The sequence below is a fragment of the Enterobacter sp. BRE11 genome (assembly GCF_031844285.1).
Lineage (GTDB): Bacteria > Pseudomonadota > Gammaproteobacteria > Enterobacterales > Enterobacteriaceae > Pantoea.
Genome location: NZ_JAUZUX010000013.1, coordinates 84,944 through 103,451 on the forward strand (window position 1 = coordinate 84,944; position 18,508 = coordinate 103,451).

The 18,508-nt window shown below is 58.6% G+C and carries 11 protein-coding genes; 6 read left to right on the plus strand and 5 right to left on the minus strand.

Features of this window, described 5'->3' with window-relative positions; all coding sequences use genetic code 11:
• Positions 1 to 264: 264 nt before the first annotated feature.
• The gene (gene ubiG / locus Q9R34_RS15160; RefSeq protein WP_485894741.1) at positions 265 to 993 is read right to left on the minus strand and encodes a bifunctional 2-polyprenyl-6-hydroxyphenol methylase/3-demethylubiquinol 3-O-methyltransferase UbiG; all 729 of its coding nucleotides are present in this window, start codon (positions 991 to 993) and stop codon (positions 265 to 267) included.
• 177 nt (positions 994 to 1,170) lie between these two features.
• Here ubiG and gyrA point away from each other — a divergent pair, with 177 nt between their 5' ends.
• On the plus strand, positions 1,171 to 3,810 hold the full coding sequence (gene gyrA, locus Q9R34_RS15165) for a DNA topoisomerase (ATP-hydrolyzing) subunit A (protein WP_434122788.1): 2,640 nt from the start codon (positions 1,171 to 1,173) through the stop codon (positions 3,808 to 3,810).
• A gap of 191 nt (positions 3,811 to 4,001) precedes the next feature.
• Complete coding sequence (rcsC, locus tag Q9R34_RS15170; protein ID WP_485894743.1) at positions 4,002 to 6,854, plus strand: two-component system sensor histidine kinase RcsC; 2,853 nt, start codon at positions 4,002 to 4,004, stop codon at positions 6,852 to 6,854.
• Positions 6,855 to 6,914: 60 nt separating this feature from the next.
• Here the strand turns inward: rcsC and rcsB are convergent, their stop codons facing one another.
• The 3 genes from rcsB to Q9R34_RS15185 are packed head-to-tail and all read right to left on the minus strand — an operon-like array spanning position 6,915 to position 11,399.
• On the minus strand, positions 6,915 to 7,565 hold the full coding sequence (gene rcsB / locus Q9R34_RS15175) for a response regulator transcription factor RcsB (RefSeq protein ID WP_434122790.1): 651 nt from the start codon (positions 7,563 to 7,565) through the stop codon (positions 6,915 to 6,917).
• A gap of 1 nt (position 7,566) precedes the next feature.
• Positions 7,567 to 10,221: a phosphotransferase RcsD gene (gene rcsD / locus Q9R34_RS15180; protein ID WP_485894781.1), complete on the minus strand. Its 2,655-nt coding sequence runs from the start codon at positions 10,219 to 10,221 to the stop codon at positions 7,567 to 7,569.
• 23 nt (positions 10,222 to 10,244) lie between these two features.
• Positions 10,245 to 11,399 carry an MFS transporter gene (locus Q9R34_RS15185; RefSeq protein ID WP_434122791.1) on the minus strand — a complete coding sequence of 385 codons (1,155 nt, stop codon included), beginning with the start codon at positions 11,397 to 11,399 and terminating at the stop codon, positions 10,245 to 10,247.
• A 913-nt stretch (positions 11,400 to 12,312) separates the two neighbouring features.
• On the opposite strand from Q9R34_RS15185, the gene ompC reads away from it, so the two are divergent.
• The 4 genes from ompC to Q9R34_RS15205 all read left to right on the plus strand — a co-directional run bounded on the left by ompC (position 12,313) and on the right by Q9R34_RS15205 (position 17,740).
• On the plus strand, positions 12,313 to 13,425 hold the full coding sequence (gene ompC, locus Q9R34_RS15190; protein WP_485894745.1) for a porin OmpC: 1,113 nt from the start codon (positions 12,313 to 12,315) through the stop codon (positions 13,423 to 13,425).
• Between the two features lie 869 nt (positions 13,426 to 14,294).
• Complete coding sequence (gene apbE, locus Q9R34_RS15195; RefSeq protein ID WP_485894747.1) at positions 14,295 to 15,326, plus strand: FAD:protein FMN transferase ApbE; 1,032 nt, start codon at positions 14,295 to 14,297, stop codon at positions 15,324 to 15,326.
• Positions 15,327 to 15,343: 17 nt separating this feature from the next.
• A complete protein-coding gene (gene alkB / locus Q9R34_RS15200; RefSeq protein ID WP_485894749.1) occupies positions 15,344 to 15,985 on the plus strand; it encodes a DNA oxidative demethylase AlkB in 642 nt (213 codons plus the stop codon).
• An 84-nt stretch (positions 15,986 to 16,069) separates the two neighbouring features.
• The gene (locus Q9R34_RS15205; protein WP_485894751.1) at positions 16,070 to 17,740 is read left to right on the plus strand and encodes a multidrug ABC transporter permease/ATP-binding protein; all 1,671 of its coding nucleotides are present in this window, start codon (positions 16,070 to 16,072) and stop codon (positions 17,738 to 17,740) included.
• Here Q9R34_RS15205 and Q9R34_RS15210 read toward each other — a convergent pair.
• The gene (locus Q9R34_RS15210; protein ID WP_485894753.1) at positions 17,737 to 18,489 is read right to left on the minus strand and encodes a 4'-phosphopantetheinyl transferase family protein; all 753 of its coding nucleotides are present in this window, start codon (positions 18,487 to 18,489) and stop codon (positions 17,737 to 17,739) included. The genes Q9R34_RS15205 and Q9R34_RS15210 overlap by 4 nt on opposite strands.
• Between the last annotated feature and the right edge of the window lie 19 nt (positions 18,490 to 18,508).

Consider the following 18,508-nt stretch of genomic DNA (forward strand, 5'->3'; position numbering starts at 1 on the left):
TCTAGTGACCTGCCGCCAGATAACAAGACAGAAAAATGATGGCGGTGGGGCTTGTATTTTGTGCGAAATTTCTTAACCCCGCGACTTATAAGGCCCGGCAGCCTGTCAACCGGCAGGGCAAAAAATTCGAGATTTTGATCGACCGCTGATTTTTCGCACATCGCTGTGTTTTTTCCCGACAACCGTCTAGCGGCAGAGCGACAGCGCGAGCAAAAGCGATAAGGGCAGGATAACGGGCGCGCAATTGCCTTGCGCGCCAGCGGCTTACTTTTTCACGTGGCGAGTATGCACCATGTAATTCACGTCGACGCCGCCACCGAGGCGAAATTTGTCGCTCAGCGGGTTGTAGTGCAGGCCGATGATATGCTGCTCGCGCAGCGCGGTTTCGTCGACCCAGCCCAGCAGTTCGGACGGGCGGATAAACTTCTTCACGTCATGGGTGCCGCGCGGCACCATGCGCAGCACATATTCCGCGCCGAACACCGCCATCAGCCAGGCCTTGGGGTTGCGGTTGATGGTCGAGAAGAACACTTCGCCACCCGGCTTCACCAGACGAGCGCAGGCGTGCACAACCGAACGCGGATCCGGCACGTGCTCCAGCATCTCCATACAGGTCACTACGTCATACTGGCCGGCGAACGCTTCGGCGTGATCTTCCACCGTCTGCTGCACGTAGTCGAGCGTCACTCCCTGTTCCAGCGCGTGCAGGCGCGCCACCTGCAGCGGTTCGGCGCCCATATCGAGACCGGTCACCTCTGCGCCTTCGCGCGCCATGCTCTCCGCCAGGATGCCGCCGCCGCAGCCGACGTCCAGCACTTTTTTGCCGAACAGACCGTTGCTGTGCTGCGCGATAAAGCCCAGACGCAGCGGGTTGATGCGGTGCAGAGGCTTGAATTCGCCTTCCAGATCCCACCAGCGCGAGGCGACCGCCTCAAACTTAGCGATTTCCTGCGCATCGACGTTGGGCTGCGTTTCCTGCGGTTGTGCATTCATTGAATCATTACTCCAGAAAAAATGTTGACTGAGTATAAACGCTTATTGCTTTCGGGGGCACCTTTCCGGCGCGATGAAAAGCGCGTGAAAACGGCGGTTAACGTTCACCAGCGGGCTGGCGTGTGATATACTTTCGCACCTTTAAAATCCGGGCATATGTAGAGGGAATGCGGCTCCATGAGCGACCTTGCAAGAGAAATTACACCGGTCAATATCGAAGAAGAGTTAAAGAGCTCCTACCTCGATTACGCCATGTCGGTCATTGTTGGCCGAGCCTTACCCGATGTTCGTGACGGCCTGAAGCCTGTCCACCGCCGCGTGCTCTACGCGATGAGCGAACTGGGTAACGACTGGAACAAACCCTATAAGAAATCCGCCCGTGTGGTCGGTGACGTCATCGGTAAATATCACCCGCACGGGGATTCCGCCGTTTACGACACCATCGTCCGCATGGCTCAGCCTTTCTCCCTGCGTTACATGCTGGTGGACGGACAGGGCAACTTCGGCTCCGTCGACGGCGACTCCGCCGCGGCGATGCGTTATACCGAAGTGCGCATGTCGCGTATCGCGCACGATCTGCTGGCAGACCTGGAAAAAGAGACCGTCGACTTCGTGCCGAACTATGACGGCACCGAGCAGATCCCTGAAGTTCTGCCGACCAAAATCCCTAACCTGCTGGTGAACGGCTCGTCCGGCATCGCGGTCGGGATGGCGACCAATATTCCGCCGCACAACCTGACGGAAGTGATCAACGGCTGTCTCGCCTATATCGACGACGAAGATATCAGCGTCGAAGGATTGATGGAGCATATTCCGGGGCCCGATTTCCCGACCGCCGCCATCATCAACGGCCGTCGCGGCATTGAAGAGGCGTATCGCACCGGGCGCGGCAAGATCTACATCCGCGCGCGCGGCGAAGTGGAAACCGACGCCAAAACCGGCCGCGAAACCATCGTGGTGCACCAGATCCCTTACCAGGTCAACAAAGCGCGCCTGATTGAGAAGATCGCCGAGCTGGTGAAAGAGAAGCGCGTCGAAGGCATCAGCGCGCTGCGCGACGAGTCGGATAAAGACGGCATGCGCATCGTGATCGAAGTGAAGCGCGATGCGGTCGGCGAAGTGGTGCTGAACAACCTCTACTCGCTGACGCAGCTGCAGGTCTCATTCGGCATCAACATGGTGGCGCTGCATCAGGGCCAGCCGAAGATCATGACGCTGAAGGAGATCCTCGAAGCCTTTGTGCGCCATCGTCGCGAAGTGGTCACGCGCCGCACCATTTTTGAACTGCGCAAAGCGCGCGACCGCGCGCATATCCTTGAAGGTCTGGCGATCGCGCTGGCTAACATCGACCCGATTATCGAGCTGATCCGCCGCGCGCCGAACCCGGCCGAAGCGAAAGCGGGCCTGATCGCGCAGGCGTGGGATCTGGGCAACGTCGCCGCCATGCTGGAACGCGCGGGCGACGACGCCGCCCGTCCGGAGTGGCTGGACGAGGAGTTCGGCATCCGCGACGGTCGCTACTATCTGACCGAACAGCAGGCGCAGGCGATCCTCGATTTACGTCTGCAGAAGCTCACCGGGCTTGAGCATGAAAAACTGCTCGACGAGTACAAAGCGCTGCTGGAGCAGATCGCCGAGCTGCTCAACATCCTGATGAACGCCGAACGCCTGATGGAAGTGATCCGCGAAGAGCTGATCGCCATGCGCGACCAGTTCGGCGACGAACGCCGCACCGAGATCACCGCCAACAGCGCCGACATCAACATCGAAGACCTGATCAATCAGGAAGATGTGGTGGTCACCCTGTCGCATCAGGGCTATGTGAAGTATCAGCCGCTTTCAGACTACGAAGCGCAGCGTCGCGGCGGCAAAGGTAAATCGGCGGCTCGCATCAAGGAAGAGGATTTTATTGACCGTCTGCTGGTGGCCAACACCCACGACACTATCCTCTGCTTCTCCAGCCGCGGCCGTCTCTACTGGATGAAGGTTTACCAGCTGCCGGAAGCGAGCCGTGGGGCGCGCGGTCGTCCGATCGTCAACCTGCTGCCGCTGCAGCCTGACGAACGCATTACCGCCATCCTGCCGGTGCGCGAATATACCGAAGGCTTCAACATCTTTATGGCGACCGCCAGCGGTACCGTGAAGAAAACGGCGCTGCAGGAGTTCAGCCGTCCGCGCAGCGCGGGCATCATCGCGGTGAACCTGCGCGAAGATGACGAGCTGATCGGCGTGGCGCTGACCAACGGCAACGACGAGGCGATGCTCTTCTCTGCCGGCGGCAAAGTGGTGCGCTTCGCTGAGAACGCCGTTCGCGCCATGGGCCGTACCGCCTCGGGCGTGCGCGGCATCAAGCTGGCGGAAGGGGATCGCGTGGTGTCGCTGATCGTGCCGCGTGATGAGGGCGCCATTCTTACCGTAACGCAAAACGGCTACGGCAAGCGTACCGCCATTAGCGAGTACCCGACCCGCTCGCGCGCTACCCAGGGCGTGATCTCCATTAAAGTCACCGAACGTAACGGTCCGGTGATTGGCGCGGTGCAGGTGGTGGACAGCGATCAGATCATGATGATCACCGATGCCGGCACGCTGGTGCGCACCCGCGTCTCCGAGGTGAGCATCGTCGGCCGTAACACGCAGGGCGTGATCCTGATCCGTACCGCGGAAGATGAGAACGTGGTGGGTCTGCAGCGCGTGGCCGAACCGGTGGAAGAGGAAGAGCTCGACGCCATCGACGGCAGCGTAGCGGAAGGCGAGGAAGATATCGCGCCGGAAGCGGAAGCTGACGACGAGACGCCTGAAGCGGACGAAGAGGAGTAACGCTTCGCGCTTGCGCCGCCAGGGAAGGCGGCACGCAATTTTACGGCAGGAAAGGGCAACCCGACCTGCCGTTGTTTTTTGCGGCGCGGCCGTTAAGCGCAGATGCCGACTGGCTTTTCTCCCCTGATAAAGCTAGTGTAATGAGCATTCTGAAGCCAGCCCGTCATTAACCTTGCCGTAGTGAGTTTCCTTTGAAATATCTGGTCTCTTTCCGAACCACGCTGCGCATCTCGCGCTACCTGTTCCGTGCGCTGGCGCTGCTGCTCTGGACGCTGGGCGCGGTGCTGACCACTTTCTTTATCATCAGCGTGCTGCATGACAAAGAGAGCAGCGTGCGGCAAGAGTTCGCCAGCAACTATGGCCAGGCGGAATGGTATGTGCGCCACTCCGCCGACGTGATGCGCGAGCTGAAGTACATCACTGAAAATCGCCTTACCAGCGTCAGCAGCGGCCTGGATATAATTAATGGCGTGCTGCCGGGCAAAGCGACACTGCCGCAGTTTACGCCGCTCTTTTCTGACGGCGACTGCTCCTCGATGAGCAATACCTGGCGCAACTCGCTTGATTCACTCAGCTACTACATCAACTACTGGAAAAGTAACTTCGCTTCCAGTTATGAGCTGAACCGCGTCTTTTTTATCGGCGGTGAAAGCCAGTGCCTGGCGGATTTCACTATCGGCAGCGGCAATGTCGATCGCGAACGTAGCCTCAAGGCGCTGCGCGAACGCGTGCTGCGCTATCGCAATGGCAACGACGAAGAGCGCCGCAATCCTGTCTACTGGATCAACGCCAGCGCACAGCCCGGGGTCGGCACCTTCTATATGATGGTGCCGGTTTACGTCGCCAATAAGCTACAGGCGCTGCTGGGCGTCGAGCAAAATATCCGCCTGGACGAGTTTATTCAGCCTGGTAGCCTGCCGGTGGTGGCCACCCTCGTCGATGAAAATTACCGCCCGCTGCTGACCTCGCGCCGTGGTGGCGTCGGCTTCTCACTTGACGACCTCCCGGACGACACCAGCTGGTTCGGTTATCTTGACGGCTATCGTCAGCTGGTGCTCAAAAAGCCGCTGCCGCCTTCCGATCTCAATGTGGTGTGGTCGGTGTCGACCAGTGTGCTGGTGGATCAGCTCAAGCTCATGATCATCAATGCGCTGCTGCTTAATCTGCTCAGCGCGATAGTGCTTTTCACCCTGGCATGGCTGTTTGAGCGCCGTATGTTCCTGCCGGCCGAAGAGAATGCGCACCGGCTGGAAGAGCATGAGCAGTTCAACCGCAAAATCGTCGCCTCGGCGCCGGTGGGCATCTGCATTCTGCGCACCCGTGACGGCACCAATATTCTCAGCAACGAGCTGGCGCACAACTATCTGACGCTGCTGACGCAGGAAGATCGCCAGCGGCTCAATGAAATCATCGGCAGCCAGCAGGTCAACTTTGTCGACGTGCTGACCGGCAGCAACACCAACCTGCAAATCAGCTTTGTGCATTCGCGCTACCGCAACGAAAACGTGGCGATCTGCGTGCTGGTGGACGTCTCGGCGCGCGTGCGCATGGAGCAGTCGCTGCAGGAGATGGCGCAGGCGGCGGAACAGGCGAGCCAGTCGAAGTCGATGTTCCTCGCCACCGTCAGCCATGAGCTGCGCACGCCGCTTTACGGCATTATCGGCAACCTCGATCTGATGCAGACCAAACAGCTGCCAAAAGAGGTCGATTCACTGGTCACCGCGATGAACAACTCGTCGAGCCTGCTGCTGAAGATCATCAGCGATATTCTCGACTTCTCCAAGATTGAGTCGGAACAGCTGAAGATCGAGCCGCGCCCCTTCTCGCCGCGCGAAGTGCTCAGCCATATTGCCGGCAACTATCTCTCGCTGGTGATGAAAAAGCGGCTGACGCTTTACTGCTTTATCGAACATGACGTGCCGCTGGCGCTGGATGGCGATCCGCTGCGCCTGCAGCAGGTGATCTCCAACCTGCTGAACAACGCCATCAAGTTCACCCACACCGGCTGCATTATTCTCCATGCCTATGTGAAAGAGGGCTATCTGGCGTTTCGTATTCGCGATACCGGCGTGGGGATCCCAGGCAAAGAGATTACGCGGCTGTTTGATCCTTTCTTTCAGGTGGGCAACGGCGTACAGCGCAACTTCCAGGGCACCGGCCTGGGCCTCGCTATCTGTGAAAAGCTGACCAATATGATGGACGGCGATATTGAAGTGGACTCCGAGCCTGGCATGGGTAGCCAGTTTATCGTGCGCATTCCGGTCTATAATGGCCAGCATCCTGCGCCGCCGCTGCTCGACGGGCTGCACGACAAAACCCTGTGGATCGATATGCGCAACGACTATCTCGCCAGTTTTATCGCGCGCGATCTGCAGCAGCAGGGCATCGCTATCCTGCCGTATAACGGTAAAGGCGGCAGCGACGACGTGCTCATCACCGACTATGAGCCGGAAGGTGAGCAGACGCTGCGGGCAGTCATTATCTTCAGCGGCGCCCATATCGATATGCCGAGTGAAATCGCGCCGGGGCGCTGGCTGCACAGCACGGCAACGCCGCACGAGCTGCCGAGCCTGCTGGCGCGCATTTACCGCATTGCCATTCAGAGCGACACGGCGACCAACCTTGCGCTCTCTGCGCCGGCGGAAGAGGTGATCAGCAATGACGACATCAGGATTCTGATTGTCGACGACCATCCTATTAACCGCATGCTGCTGTCGGAGCAGCTCGGCACGCTGGGCTATCAGGTGAAAACCGCTCAGGATGGCGTCGACGCGCTTAACGTCATCAGCCGCAGTGAGATCGATATCGTGCTGAGTGACGTCAACATGCCGAATATGGACGGCTACCGGCTGACGCAGCGGCTGCGTCAGCTTGGTCACGTTTTCCCGGTGATCGGCGTTACCGCCAACGCGCTGGCGGAAGAGAAGCAGCGCTGTATGGAGGCCGGTATGGATAACTGCCTGTCGAAACCGGTGACGCTGGACGTGCTGAAGACAACGCTGGCGGTTTACTCGGAGCGGGTAAGAAAAGCGCGGGAAGGGTAGGCGGACGGGCCTGCTGACGCGGAAAATAAGACGGCGCCTGAGCGCCGTCTGAACAACGGGTTACTCTTTGTCGACCTGGGTGGCGCTGACGGAGGAGAGGTAGTTCAGCAGGGCGATATCGTTATCAACGCCCAGCTTCATCATCGCCGATTTTTTCTGGCTGCTGATAGTTTTGATACTGCGGTTCAGTTTCTTGGCAATCTCCGTCACCAGGAAGCCTTCGGCGAAGAGGCGCAACACTTCGCTCTCTTTCGGCGACAGACGCTTGTCGCCATAGCCGCCAGCGCTAATCTTCTCCAGCAGTTTCGCGACGCTTTCCGGCGTGTACTTCTTGCCTTTTTGCAGCGCAGCCAGCGCTTTCGGCAGATCGGTCGGCGCGCCCTGTTTCAGCACGATGCCTTCGATGTCCAGATCCAGCACGGCGCTCAGAATGGCCGGGTTGTTGTTCATGGTCAGAACAATAATCGCCAGGTCAGGATAGTGACGTTTGATATATTTGATCAGCGTGATGCCATCGCCATATTTCTCGCCAGGCATGGAGAGATCGGTGATCAGGACGTTGGCATCAAGTTTTGACAAGCTGTTAATCAGTGCTGTTGAGTCTTCAAACTCACCTACAACGTTGACCCATTCAATTTGTTCCAGAGATTTTCGGATACCGAAAAGAACAATTGGATGGTCATCGGCAATAATTACATTTAAGTTATTCATCTTATTGGTTACCTTGCTGCAGCAGTTCATTAACGTAAGCGTCAATGTCACTGGTGGTATTTGTAATGTTTGAATCGTCACATGCTTTGATGTGCAGTTCTAACTCTTCACAAAGCTGTTTGCCTGGCGTCAGGTTAAGCATGGCAAACACGCCTTTCAGGCGATGCGCTGTCTGAGCAAGCATGGCATAGTCCTTTTCTGCCGACTCAGTATACAGTCTCTTTACATCAGGCGGTACTGTCTCGGTAAACAGCTGGAAGTAGCCGCCGCTGAGCAGCGGGGTTAATTCCTCGTCTTCTGTACTCTCATCCATGGAATCATGGGCCAGCTGTTGTTCAATCAGGGCCAGCAGTGCATCCTGCAGCGCATTGCTGAGATTGAAGTTGACCCGGTATTGCCGATCGTTTAGCGCGTGGTGACCCAGCTCATCCTCCGCCAGCAGCAGCGCCCAGCCGCTCAGCTTGTTAGGGTCGTCGGTCACCAGCACGTCATGTTCCTGTCCTGACAGTCGCTCTTCGGGCGACAGGCAGCGCGCCCCCCAGTTTTCCAGATGGCGGCAGACAATTTTGTAGACATCTTCCACCTCGATCTCAATAAGCGCGGTCACGCCGTCCAGCAGCTTCTCCTCTTCCTCTTCCGGCCGTGGCTCTACCGCCAGCGGAAGCTGAATGCTGTAGCGCGTGCCGATATCCGGTTTGGCGATAATCTCCAGACTGCCGCCCATCTGTTTGCACAGCTGCTTGCAGAGGAAAAAGGCCATGCCGGAGGCCTGCCCGTAGCGATCCTGGCTGGTTTCGCCGAGGAACGGGAAATCGGCGTTCGCCAGCTCGTCGACGGTCAGTCCTGCGCCGGTATCCACCAGCTGAATCAGCAGGCGTTCCGGATGCGCTTCGTCGGCGTTCACCGTCAGCGAGATCTTGCCCCAGCGCGTGGTGGTCAGCGCATAGTGCATTAGCGTGGCGAGCACTTTACGCAGCGCACGGCGGTCCCCGAAACGCTGCTCATCGTTGGGCTGCAGGTTATTCACCACCAGAGACAGCCCCTTGCGGCGCATCAGCGGCAGGCTTTCCAGCGCAACTTCGTCGAGCAGCTCCTGCAGGTTGAAAACGCTGGCGTCTGGCGACCAGTCGTGCGCCTCAAGGCGGTTAAGCAGGACGATGTCGTCTACCAGCCGCGCCAGGCTCTGACTCTCGTCGAGCAGATCGAGCACGGTTTCGTCTTCGTCGCGCTGGCTCAGCTGCACCAGCTGCGCCACCACCTTTTCCAGCGGACGATTCAGCGCGTGGCCGAGATTTTGCAGCAGCTGCTGGCGCATCTGATGGTTGCGATCCAGCACCTGTTGCGCCTTCTGCAGCTTTTTATTCACCAGCAGCTCGCGATCCTGATCGCGCATCAAAAACAGCTGGGTATGGGGCGACAGCACGCTACGCGCATGGCGGATCTCATACACTTCGTTGTTGATGGTCGCCTGCAGCACGCCCTGATGCTGGTCGGACATATTAATGATTTTTTGCAGATTGAGATGCGGCAAAAGATGTTCTGCGATCTTATTGCTGAGGATGGTGCGGTTGCTGGCGAAGTCATACACCAGCAGGCCGACCGGCAGGCTGGCGACGATCTCTTCATTGAGCACGCGTAGCGAGTCGAGTTCCGCGCTCTGATTTTCGCTCGGGCGCAGCGACTGCTGGCGCAGCAGCGTGATGCCGACAAAAGAGAGCAGCAACAGCAGCAGGTTCACCAGCAGCGGCCAGAGCAGATTATGCAGCGTATCCATCATCAGGCTGGTGAGCGGCACGCGATAAACCAGCTGCAGCGGCGTGCTGGGCAGGGTAGCGGCAATTTCCAGGTCAGGATTAACGATGGCGATCTGCGTACTTTCGCTCTCTTCCTGAGCCCCAGCGGCGGGCAGCGCCGTGTCCTGACGCAGCTGAAAGTTTTCGATCGGCATGTTCTGCGGCGTCAGATCGTTGATCGGCAGGTCGAAGGCGACCACCGTTGCCAGATGGCCCGGCTGGTTAAAGGTGGTGCGCAGGGTAAAGTAGTGGTCGTTTTGAAACGAAAAGTGACGCAGCGGCGAAAAGCTTTCGCGCTCGTCCAGCGCGTTGGCCTGCTGCAGCATCTCGGCACGGCGGCCGTCCACCAGCGAACTGATGGCGCTCTCTTTATAGCGCGTCGCCATATCCTTCAGCGGCAGCGTAGAGATCATAATCAGGCTATTGTCTTGACCGTTGAGAAAATACATCGACCAGGAGGGGTTTTCCGCGCCCCATAGCGTATCGAGGTAGCTCGACATGCGCATGGTCATATCAAGCGTGCTGCTGTCGTGCGAGCCGAAGATCAGCGCTTCGGTTTTACGGCGGGTTTTTTCCAGATAGTAGACGTCCGGACGCAGCCGCGTCTCCTGCAGGCTGCTGTTCGGCACGCTGCCCGCCGCGCTTGTGGCGAGGTTCTCGTAAATCTGCCAGGTGGCGAAGCGATAGGCGTCGATGCGCTTTTGCGTCGCGCGCGCCAGATCGGCCATGGCATAGCGTTTCTCAGTCAGCCAGGCGTTGACCGAATTATGGACCATAAAGCCCAGCGCCAGCAGCAGCACCAGATTGAAAATCACAAAAAAGCGAGTGACATTGCCGGATGTCACTGGAAACTTAAAGGGCAACATAGCGTGTCAGACACCTGAAATCATCGCGCGACCAGTCGGGCACTGGCGGCCACAGCCAGCAGCAGCAGCGCGATGAGCAGAAAGGCGCCGCTGAGGCTCAGCCATTGAGAAATAAATCCGATTAAGGCCGGACCTGAGAGAATACCCGCATATCCCAGCGTTGTCATGGCGGAAATCCCGAGATTCGAGGGCATATCCTGCTGATTCCCGACAGCATTGAATAACATCGGCACCGTATTGGACAAACCAAAGCCTACCAGCAGAAAAGCGAGCAGCGCTATCTGCGGCCAGGGCAGAAAAACCGCCAGCGCCAGACCGGCCGATGCGGTCAGCGCGCCTGTCAGCATTACGGGAAAGCGGCCGAAACGGTGGATAATGCGGTCGCCGGTGAGACGGCCGATGGTCATAGCCACCGAGAAGACCGCATAGCCAAGCCCGGCATGCGCCGTCGACATCTCGGGACGCTGCAGCAGCAGCAGCGCGCCCCAGTCGAGCACGGCGCCTTCGGCAAGAAACAGAATAAAGCAAAGCAGGCCGAGAAAGGCGACGAAGCCGCGCGGGACGACCAGCCACGGCTGATCGGGCTGATGCAGGCGCTCGCTCATTAGCGTCGGCAGGCTGGCCGTCAGCAGCAGCGCTATCAGCAGCAGCACCAGCGCCACTGACGCCAGAGGCGACAGGCCGGCGCCCAGCAGCAGGCTGATCGCGCCCGCGCCCAGAATGCCGCCGAGGCTAAAGAAGCCGTGGAAGCCGGACATCATTGGCTTGCGGGCCGCTTTCTCCACCTCAACCGCCTGCACGTTCATCGCCACGTCCAGCATGCCCAGCCCGGCGCCGAATACCATCAGCGTCGCGGCCATCATCCACATTACTTCCAGCGTCGCCAGCAGCGGCAGCATTGCCAGAATCACCAGCGTCGAACCGAGCATAACCCGGCGGCAGCCGAAACGGCCTACCAGCGCGCCTGTGACCGGCATCGCCGCCAGCGAGCCCACACCCAGACAGAGCAGCAGCGCGCCCAGCGACGCGCCGTTCAGTGCTAACCGCTCGCTGGCGAACGGCACCAGCGGCGCCCAGGAGGACATGCCGAGGCCGGCAATAAGAAAAACAAGGCGTGTGCCCAGACTGACTCGGCTGTGAAGTTTCCTGGGTGGGGCGGCGTCCAATGCGGTCATAGTGATATTCGTGAGTAGTAAAGCGACGAAGTGTAGCATCAATGCCGCAGCCGCATGCGCTGCCGGGAAGGGTAGAATAGCGATAAAGCGGCGTGCAAGTCGGCATTCTAGCGACTTTTATCTCCTCGCTAAACTTTTCCAGAACTTTCCTGGCATCTCTCCAGTCAGCTGGTGGCCTTGCGTCACGTCATTATCCTGCGCGTTACGCTTTAAACCTTTCTGACGCGCGGCTGAGCTCGTCAGGCGCTGTCGATAGAACGCGACTATTCAGAACGCCTTACCGTCATATTTTGCGGCGAGCGCCTCTCGGCGTGCAAATAGCCCAATCTCACATAAGGCGAGGCGCTTTATTACGGTGATAAATTAACAAAAGAAATATTGAGGAAAATAATTAACCGGAAGTGCGATTATTGGCAACAAGTGCCTAAAGTGGGCCATGTTATTTTAGGATCATTAATTAACTTTACTTGCGGACAGGGTGGAAGCGCCAAATGTTGGGCAAAAAAATGCCGGACACAGAGGTCCGGCGCGAAATTAGGGTAAACATCTCATTCGGGATGAATGAAGGTAATAATGAAATAAATGATGATAGCGGAATCTATTGTATTATCAGATGACGTACAGGTTTTATCATTCAGTGCTCATATAGAACTGCATGTAACATGATGAAAATAAAAGTTTAAAAATGGGTTTGATAATTTGTGCGATAATTTTTATCGATACGTGCTGGTTATTAGTTCCGCAAATTTTACATCCGGAAATAACTGTTTCGCATTATGAAACAGTTTTGGAAATTTCGTAGCATTTTCATGGTGGCTTATTGCCCTTTATAAAATAACAATGGCGTGCCGGCTGAATTTTTGAGCGCTCAGCTTGCAGTGGCAAAATAAGGCATATAACAGAGGGCAATAAAATGAAACGTCGCGTTCTCTCCCTGGTGATCCCTGCGCTGTTGGTTGCAGCGGGTTCTGCCAGCGCAGCGGAAATCTACAACAAAGACGGCAACAAATTAGACCTGTTCGGTAAAGTCGACGGTCTGCACTATTTCTCAGACAACGACGGTAATGACGGCGACCAGTCTTACCTGCGCTTCGGCTTCAAAGGCGAAACCCAGATTTCCGACCAGCTGACCGGTTACGGCCAGTGGGAATATCAGGCGGCGCTGAATACCTCAGAAGATGAAGGCACCGCTGACAGCTACACGCGCGTCGGCTTTGCCGGTATCAAGTTCGGCGATGCGGGCTCGTTCGACTACGGCCGCAACTACGGCGTAGCATATGACATCGGCGCATGGACCGACGTCCTGCCGGAGTTCGGCGGCGACACCTACGGCGCGGACAACTTTATGTTCCAGCGTGGCAACGGTATGGCGACCTACCGTAACTCCAACTTCTTCGGTCTGGTAGACGGCTGGAATTTCGCCGTTCAGTATCAGGGCAAAAACGACAACCCGAGCCGTGAAAGCACTGGCCGCAATGTGCTGGGTGAGAATGGCGACGGCTGGGGCCTGAGCACCACCTACGATCTGGGCTCTGGCCTGGGAATCGGCGCGGCCATGTTCTCGTCTGACCGTACCAACAATCAGAACGGCGGCGATCCGGCCATTCTGGGTCGCGGTGACAAGGCGGAAGTCTACACCGGCGGTCTGAAGTATGACGCTAACAATATCTACCTGGCGGCGATGTACAGCCGTTCCTATAACGCTACCCGCTTCGGCTCCACTGATGATGACATCCATGGTTTCGCTGATAAAGCGGATAACTGGGAGCTGGTGGCGCAGTATCAGTTCGACTTCGGCCTGCGTCCGTCTCTGGCGTTCGTGACCTCGCGCGGCACCGACATTCAGAACTGGGGCAAACAGAATCTGAAAAAATATGTTGATGTGGGCGCGACCTACTACTTCAACAAAAATATGTCCACCTACGTTGATTACCAGATCAACCTGATGGACGACAATGCCTTCACCGACGCGGCCGGCATCAACACCGACGATACCGTGGCGCTGGGTCTGGTTTATCAGTTTTAAACCGCCAGGAGCGTAGCCTGCGGGCTACGCTCTCGTGCGCAGCGTTGCCGCCCGCGCGGCGGCTAAATCCTCTGTTACCCCCTCCGCTTCTTCTCTCCGCTGCGCTGCACGATGGCGCCAACCATCAGCAATGTAAACTGCCCGGCTTTGCCCTGTTCGGCCCAGACGACAGTCTGAGAACAATGGCGTCCATTCTCGCTTGTGTGTGTCAATGAATCAGCATGGCGTGGGAGGAGTGGGAAGAAGGGCACGTCTGTCCGATAGCGGCCAGCGAAAGACGCTTTTACTGGCCGCCGGGACGACGCCCGGACGAGCGTCCGGGATTAAGTGCATCAGGGCTGTGCTATGACTGCAGCGTCCGTCTGCGGCTGGCCGCAGGCGGCGTTTTTGGCTGTGGCGGGGCGCTGCCCTCAAATCCAACCCCTGCCAGGGTGAATGCGGAAAAACTCAGCCACTGCTGCCACTGACCGAACGTTGATGATAATTTACGCATGCTGCACCTCCCGGAGTTAAACCCGGTCTAAACAGTGCACGATTCATGCCAGCGCGATCGCTCTCACAGCCACGGATTTCCCGCCTGCTTTGCTACACTGCCGCAGCATTTTGGTGCATGCCTGCTCAACGGTGACGCGCCGCGCCCCAGTCGAGGCGCTTTTGACGACGCTGTTGCAGCAGCTTAACAATACTGAAAATAAATAGTCCGCCTGCAAACGCGAGAATCAGATAAATCATTGGGGCCTCCTGTTATCAGCCGGGTCTCTGCCAGAGAGTGGGTCAGGCAGTGCGGGTTTACAAGCCGCTTTTGACTACTTTACTAACGACTTATGCTTTGTTTCAGGCTGGAATATAGCGTTACAGATGAGGGAAGAATGCGATACTGGAATATTCTGCTAATGACAGCGGCAGTTTGCGCCCTGAGCGGCTGCGATAGCAAAGCGCCATCGCAGGCGATGGTGCTGGAAGGTAAAACCATGGGCACGGTATGGCGCGTGTCGCTGGCGGGCGTTGACGCTGCGCGCAAAGCGGCACTGCAGCAGGCGATCCAGCAGCAGCTTGATGCGGATGACCAGACGTTGTCGACCTGGAAACCCGATTCCGTGCTGTCGCGCTTCAACCGCTATCAGGGCGACGCGCCGCAGCCGGTCAGCGCCGATATGGCGGATATCGTCACCGAGTCACTGCGTATCGGCGCAAAAACCGGCGGCGCGATGGATATTACCGTGGGGCCGCTGGTGAATCTCTGGGGCTTCGGCCCGGCGAAACAGCCTGCCCATATCCCGACAGAGACGGAGATCGCCGCCGCGAAGGCGCAAACCGGGCTACAGCACCTGCGCGTTATCGAGACGGTGCAAGGGCAGTGGCTGCAAAAAGATTTGCCGGGGCTCTATGTCGATCTCTCAACGATGGGCGAAGGCTATGCCACCGATCACCTGGCCCGCCTGATGGAGCGCGAAGGGATCAACAACTATCTGGTTTCGGTCGGCGGGGCGGTATTGAGCCGCGGAGAGAACGCGCAGGGCCAGCGCTGGCGCGTGGCGATCCAGAAACCCACCGACAGCGAAAACGCCGTGCAGGCACGGGTTGATTTGCAGGGGCACGGCATCAGCACATCCGGCAGCTATCGCAACTATTATGAACTGGACGGCAAACGCATTTCGCACGTCATCGATCCCGCGACTGGCCGGCCCATTGAGCATAAGCTGGTTTCCGCCACGGTGATCGCCACCACGGCGCTGGAAGCTGACGGCTGGGATACCGGCCTGATGGTGCTGGGCAGCGAAAAGGCGAAGGCGCTGGCGCTGCAGCAGCAGCTGGCGGTCTACCTTATCAGTAAAGAGGGCGATAAATTCGTCAGCTGGATGTCGCCGCAGTTCAAAGCCTTTCTGATCGACGGCGAGTAGCGGCGCAAGGGGGAGTGATGCTTGATCTGTTTAGTGAAGAGGCGCCGTGGCAGGAGCCGATGGCGGAGGGCGCGACCATTCTGCGACGCCGCGCGCGCGACGACGCGCCAGCGCTGATCGAGGCGCTGCTGACGGTGGCGCAGCAGAATCCGTTCCACCATCGCATTACGCCAGGCGGTCACCGCATGTCGGTGGCGATGACTAACTGCGGCGATTTCGGCTGGTCGAGCGACGCGCGCGGCTATCAATACACCGAGCAGGATGCGGAGAACGGCCGCAAATGGCCGCCGATGCCGCTGCTGTTTCGCCAGCTGGCGCTCGACTGCGCGCGCGAGGCGGGGTTCCCGCTGTTCGCGCCTGACGCCTGCCTGATCAACCGCTACGCGCCTGGCGCAAAGCTAACGCTGCATCAGGATAAAGATGAGCGCGATCTGCGTCAGCCGATCGTTTCAGTATCGCTGGGGCTGCCAGCGGTGTTTCAGTTTGGCGGCTTCGCGCGCGGCGACGCCACGCAACGCGTGCTGCTGGAGCATGGCGACGTGGTGGTGTGGGGCGGACCGTCGCGCCTGCGCTACCATGGTATTTTGCCGCTTAAGCCTGGCGATCATCCGCTGACTGGCGCCTTCCGCTACAACCTGACCTTTCGCCGCGCCTTCTGAGCGCGGCGCGATTGCGAATAACTATTGCTATCATTCCGCATCGCTTTAAACTGCTGGCTGCTTTCCTGACTGCTGGACTTTTTTATGGCGTTGCTCAAGGTTGTTTTTCGCCAGTTTCGCTGGCCTTTTATCGGCGTGATCCTGCTGACGCTGCTCAGCGCCGTGCTCGGCATCGCCATGATCGCCTATATCAACAGCGAAATGATCTCGGCGATCAATACCTCTTTCTCCGTGCTGCCTGGCTTCTTACTACAGTTGGTGCTGCTGATGGCGGTCACGCTCGCCGCCCAGCTGGCGCTGACGCTGCTGGGGCACCAGTTTGTCTGGCGGCTGCGCGGCGAATTTATCAAACGCATTCTGGATACCCGCGTCGAGCGGCTGGAGCAGATCGGCAACGCGCCACTGCTGGCCGGGCTGACCAGCGATATCCGCGCCATCACCATCGCTTTCGTCCGCCTGCCGGAGCTGATTCAGGGCATTATCATCACGCTGGGATCGGCAATCTATCTCGCCTGGCTCTCACCAAAAATGCTGATGGTCTCCAGCCTGTGGATGGCCGTGACGCTGGTGGGGGGCTGGCTGCTGGTGTCGCGCGTTTATCGCCATATGGTGAAACTGCGCGAGGTAGAAGATGACCTCTACCGCGATTTCCAGACGGTAACGGAAGGGCGCAAAGAGCTGCATCTGAACCGCGAGCGCGCTCAGCTGATCTACGAAACCGTTTATCAGGAAGATGCGAAAGCCTACCGTCACCATATCGTGCGCGCCGACACCTACCATCTCAGCGCGGTGAACTGGTCGAATATCATGACGCTCGGCGCCATAGGCATGGTGTTTTTTATGGCCAACAGCCTGGGCTGGGCGAACACCGCGGTGGCGGCGACCTTTTCGCTGACGCTGCTGTTCCTGCGCACGCCCCTGCTGTCGGCGGTCGGCGCGCTGCCGACGCTGCTCAGCGCCCAGGTGGCGTTTCGCAAGCTTAACGCCTTCGACCTTGCGCCCCATCAGGAGGGCTTTCATACGCTGCCGCCGCTGGCGGAGTGGCACACGCTGGAGCTGCGCGACGTCTGCTTCCACTACGGACAAAACGGTTTTGAGGTCGGCCCCATCAACCTGACGCTGCGACGCGGCGAGCTGCTGTTTTTGATTGGTGGCAACGGCAGCGGTAAGTCGACGCTGGCGATGCTGCTGACCGGCCTCTACCAGCCGCACAGCGGCACGCTGCTGCTGGACGGCAAACCGATTGGCACGCAAGATCTGGATCGCTGGCGCAAGCACTTCTCCGCCGTGTTTACCGACGTGCATCTCTTCGATCGGCTGATCGGGCGCGAGGGTGCGCCCGCGAATCCTGAGCTGGTGCAGGCCTGGCTTGAGCGCCTGAAAATGCAGGACAAGTTGAAAATCGAAGGCAATAAAATCCTCAACCTGCAGCTGTCGAAAGGGCAGAGCAAGCGGGTCGCGCTGCTGCTGGCGGCAGCGGAAGAGCGCGACGTGCTGCTGCTGGACGAGTGGGCGGCGGATCAGGATCCCCACTTCCGCCGCGTCTTTTATCGTGAGCTGCTGCCCTGGCTGCAGGCGTCGGGCAAAACCGTGTTCGCCATCAGCCATGACGACCACTATTTTATGCACGCCGACCGTCTGCTGGAGATGCGCGAAGGCAAACTCAGCGAGCTGACCGGACGCGAGCGTGACATGGCGACGCTGGATGCGGTGCAGCGCACCGACCTCACTTTTCAGCAGGAAGAAAAAGCTTAGCGCAATGGGGGCAGGGCCGGTGTTTTATTGCCTGCCGCAGGACAGGTCAGCAGCGTCAGCACCCGATCCGCCTCCAGCCGAAAATCCGCCTCGAGCCGCATACCGGCGGCAAACGCCGCGCTAAAGCTGTGGTTTAGCACGATCACCGCTTTGCCTGTGGTGATATCTGCCTCCAGCAGGCTGGCCTGAGGAAAATCCATCGGCTGATGCAGCTGCGGCCACAGCGCTTTATACAGACTCTCTTTCAGCGAAAACAGCAGCGTTGCGGCCTGCGAAAACGGCAGCGGCAGCGCGCGCAGCCGCGCCTCTTCCTGGCTGCTCATCAGCAGGGCGGCGGTTTCCTCTGCAGTGTGCAGGCTCATCACGCTTTCAATATCGACGCCGATGCAGAGCGGCTGACGGGTCATGGCCAGCGCCACCGCGCCGTCGGTGTGCGACAGCGACGCCTGCACGCCGGGCGGCCAGACGGGCGACCGGTCGCTATGGTTTTTCAGCAGAAAGTCGGGGATGCCAATCTCGCCTGTCACCTCACGCGCCAGCCAGCGGCTGGCCAGGTATTCGGCGCGACGCTTTTTTACCGCCTGCTGCACAGCAGATGGAAAGGGCAGATTCCAGCGCGCGCTGAAGCTGTCGTCATAAAGAGTCAGGTCAAAGCGCGCCTGCGCCAGCAGCACATCGCCACGGCGCAGATGCGCGGAGCGAATAAAGCCGCCTTCAGGAGGCGGCAGAGAAACGATCTGAGAATGCATAGGATTCCACGGCGGCGCG

What these genes read in the sequence shown, in the direction of transcription:
- gyrA (WP_434122788.1), top strand. Translation starts at nt 1,171, where the DNA reads ATGAGCGACCTTGCAAGAGAAATTACACCGGTCAATATCGAAGAAGAG.
- alkB (WP_485894749.1), top strand. Translation starts at nt 15,344, where the DNA reads ATGCTTGATCTGTTTAGTGAAGAGGCGCCGTGGCAGGAGCCGATGGCG.
- ubiG (WP_485894741.1), bottom strand. Translation starts at nt 993, where the DNA reads ATGAATGCACAACCGCAGGAAACGCAGCCCAACGTCGATGCGCAGGAA.
- Q9R34_RS15185 (WP_434122791.1), bottom strand. Translation starts at nt 11,399, where the DNA reads ATGACCGCATTGGACGCCGCCCCACCCAGGAAACTTCACAGCCGAGTC.
- ompC (WP_485894745.1), top strand. Translation starts at nt 12,313, where the DNA reads ATGAAACGTCGCGTTCTCTCCCTGGTGATCCCTGCGCTGTTGGTTGCA.
- apbE (WP_485894747.1), top strand. Translation starts at nt 14,295, where the DNA reads ATGCGATACTGGAATATTCTGCTAATGACAGCGGCAGTTTGCGCCCTG.
- Q9R34_RS15210 (WP_485894753.1), bottom strand. Translation starts at nt 18,489, where the DNA reads ATGCATTCTCAGATCGTTTCTCTGCCGCCTCCTGAAGGCGGCTTTATT.
- Q9R34_RS15205 (WP_485894751.1), top strand. Translation starts at nt 16,070, where the DNA reads ATGGCGTTGCTCAAGGTTGTTTTTCGCCAGTTTCGCTGGCCTTTTATC.
- rcsB (WP_434122790.1), bottom strand. Translation starts at nt 7,565, where the DNA reads ATGAATAACTTAAATGTAATTATTGCCGATGACCATCCAATTGTTCTT.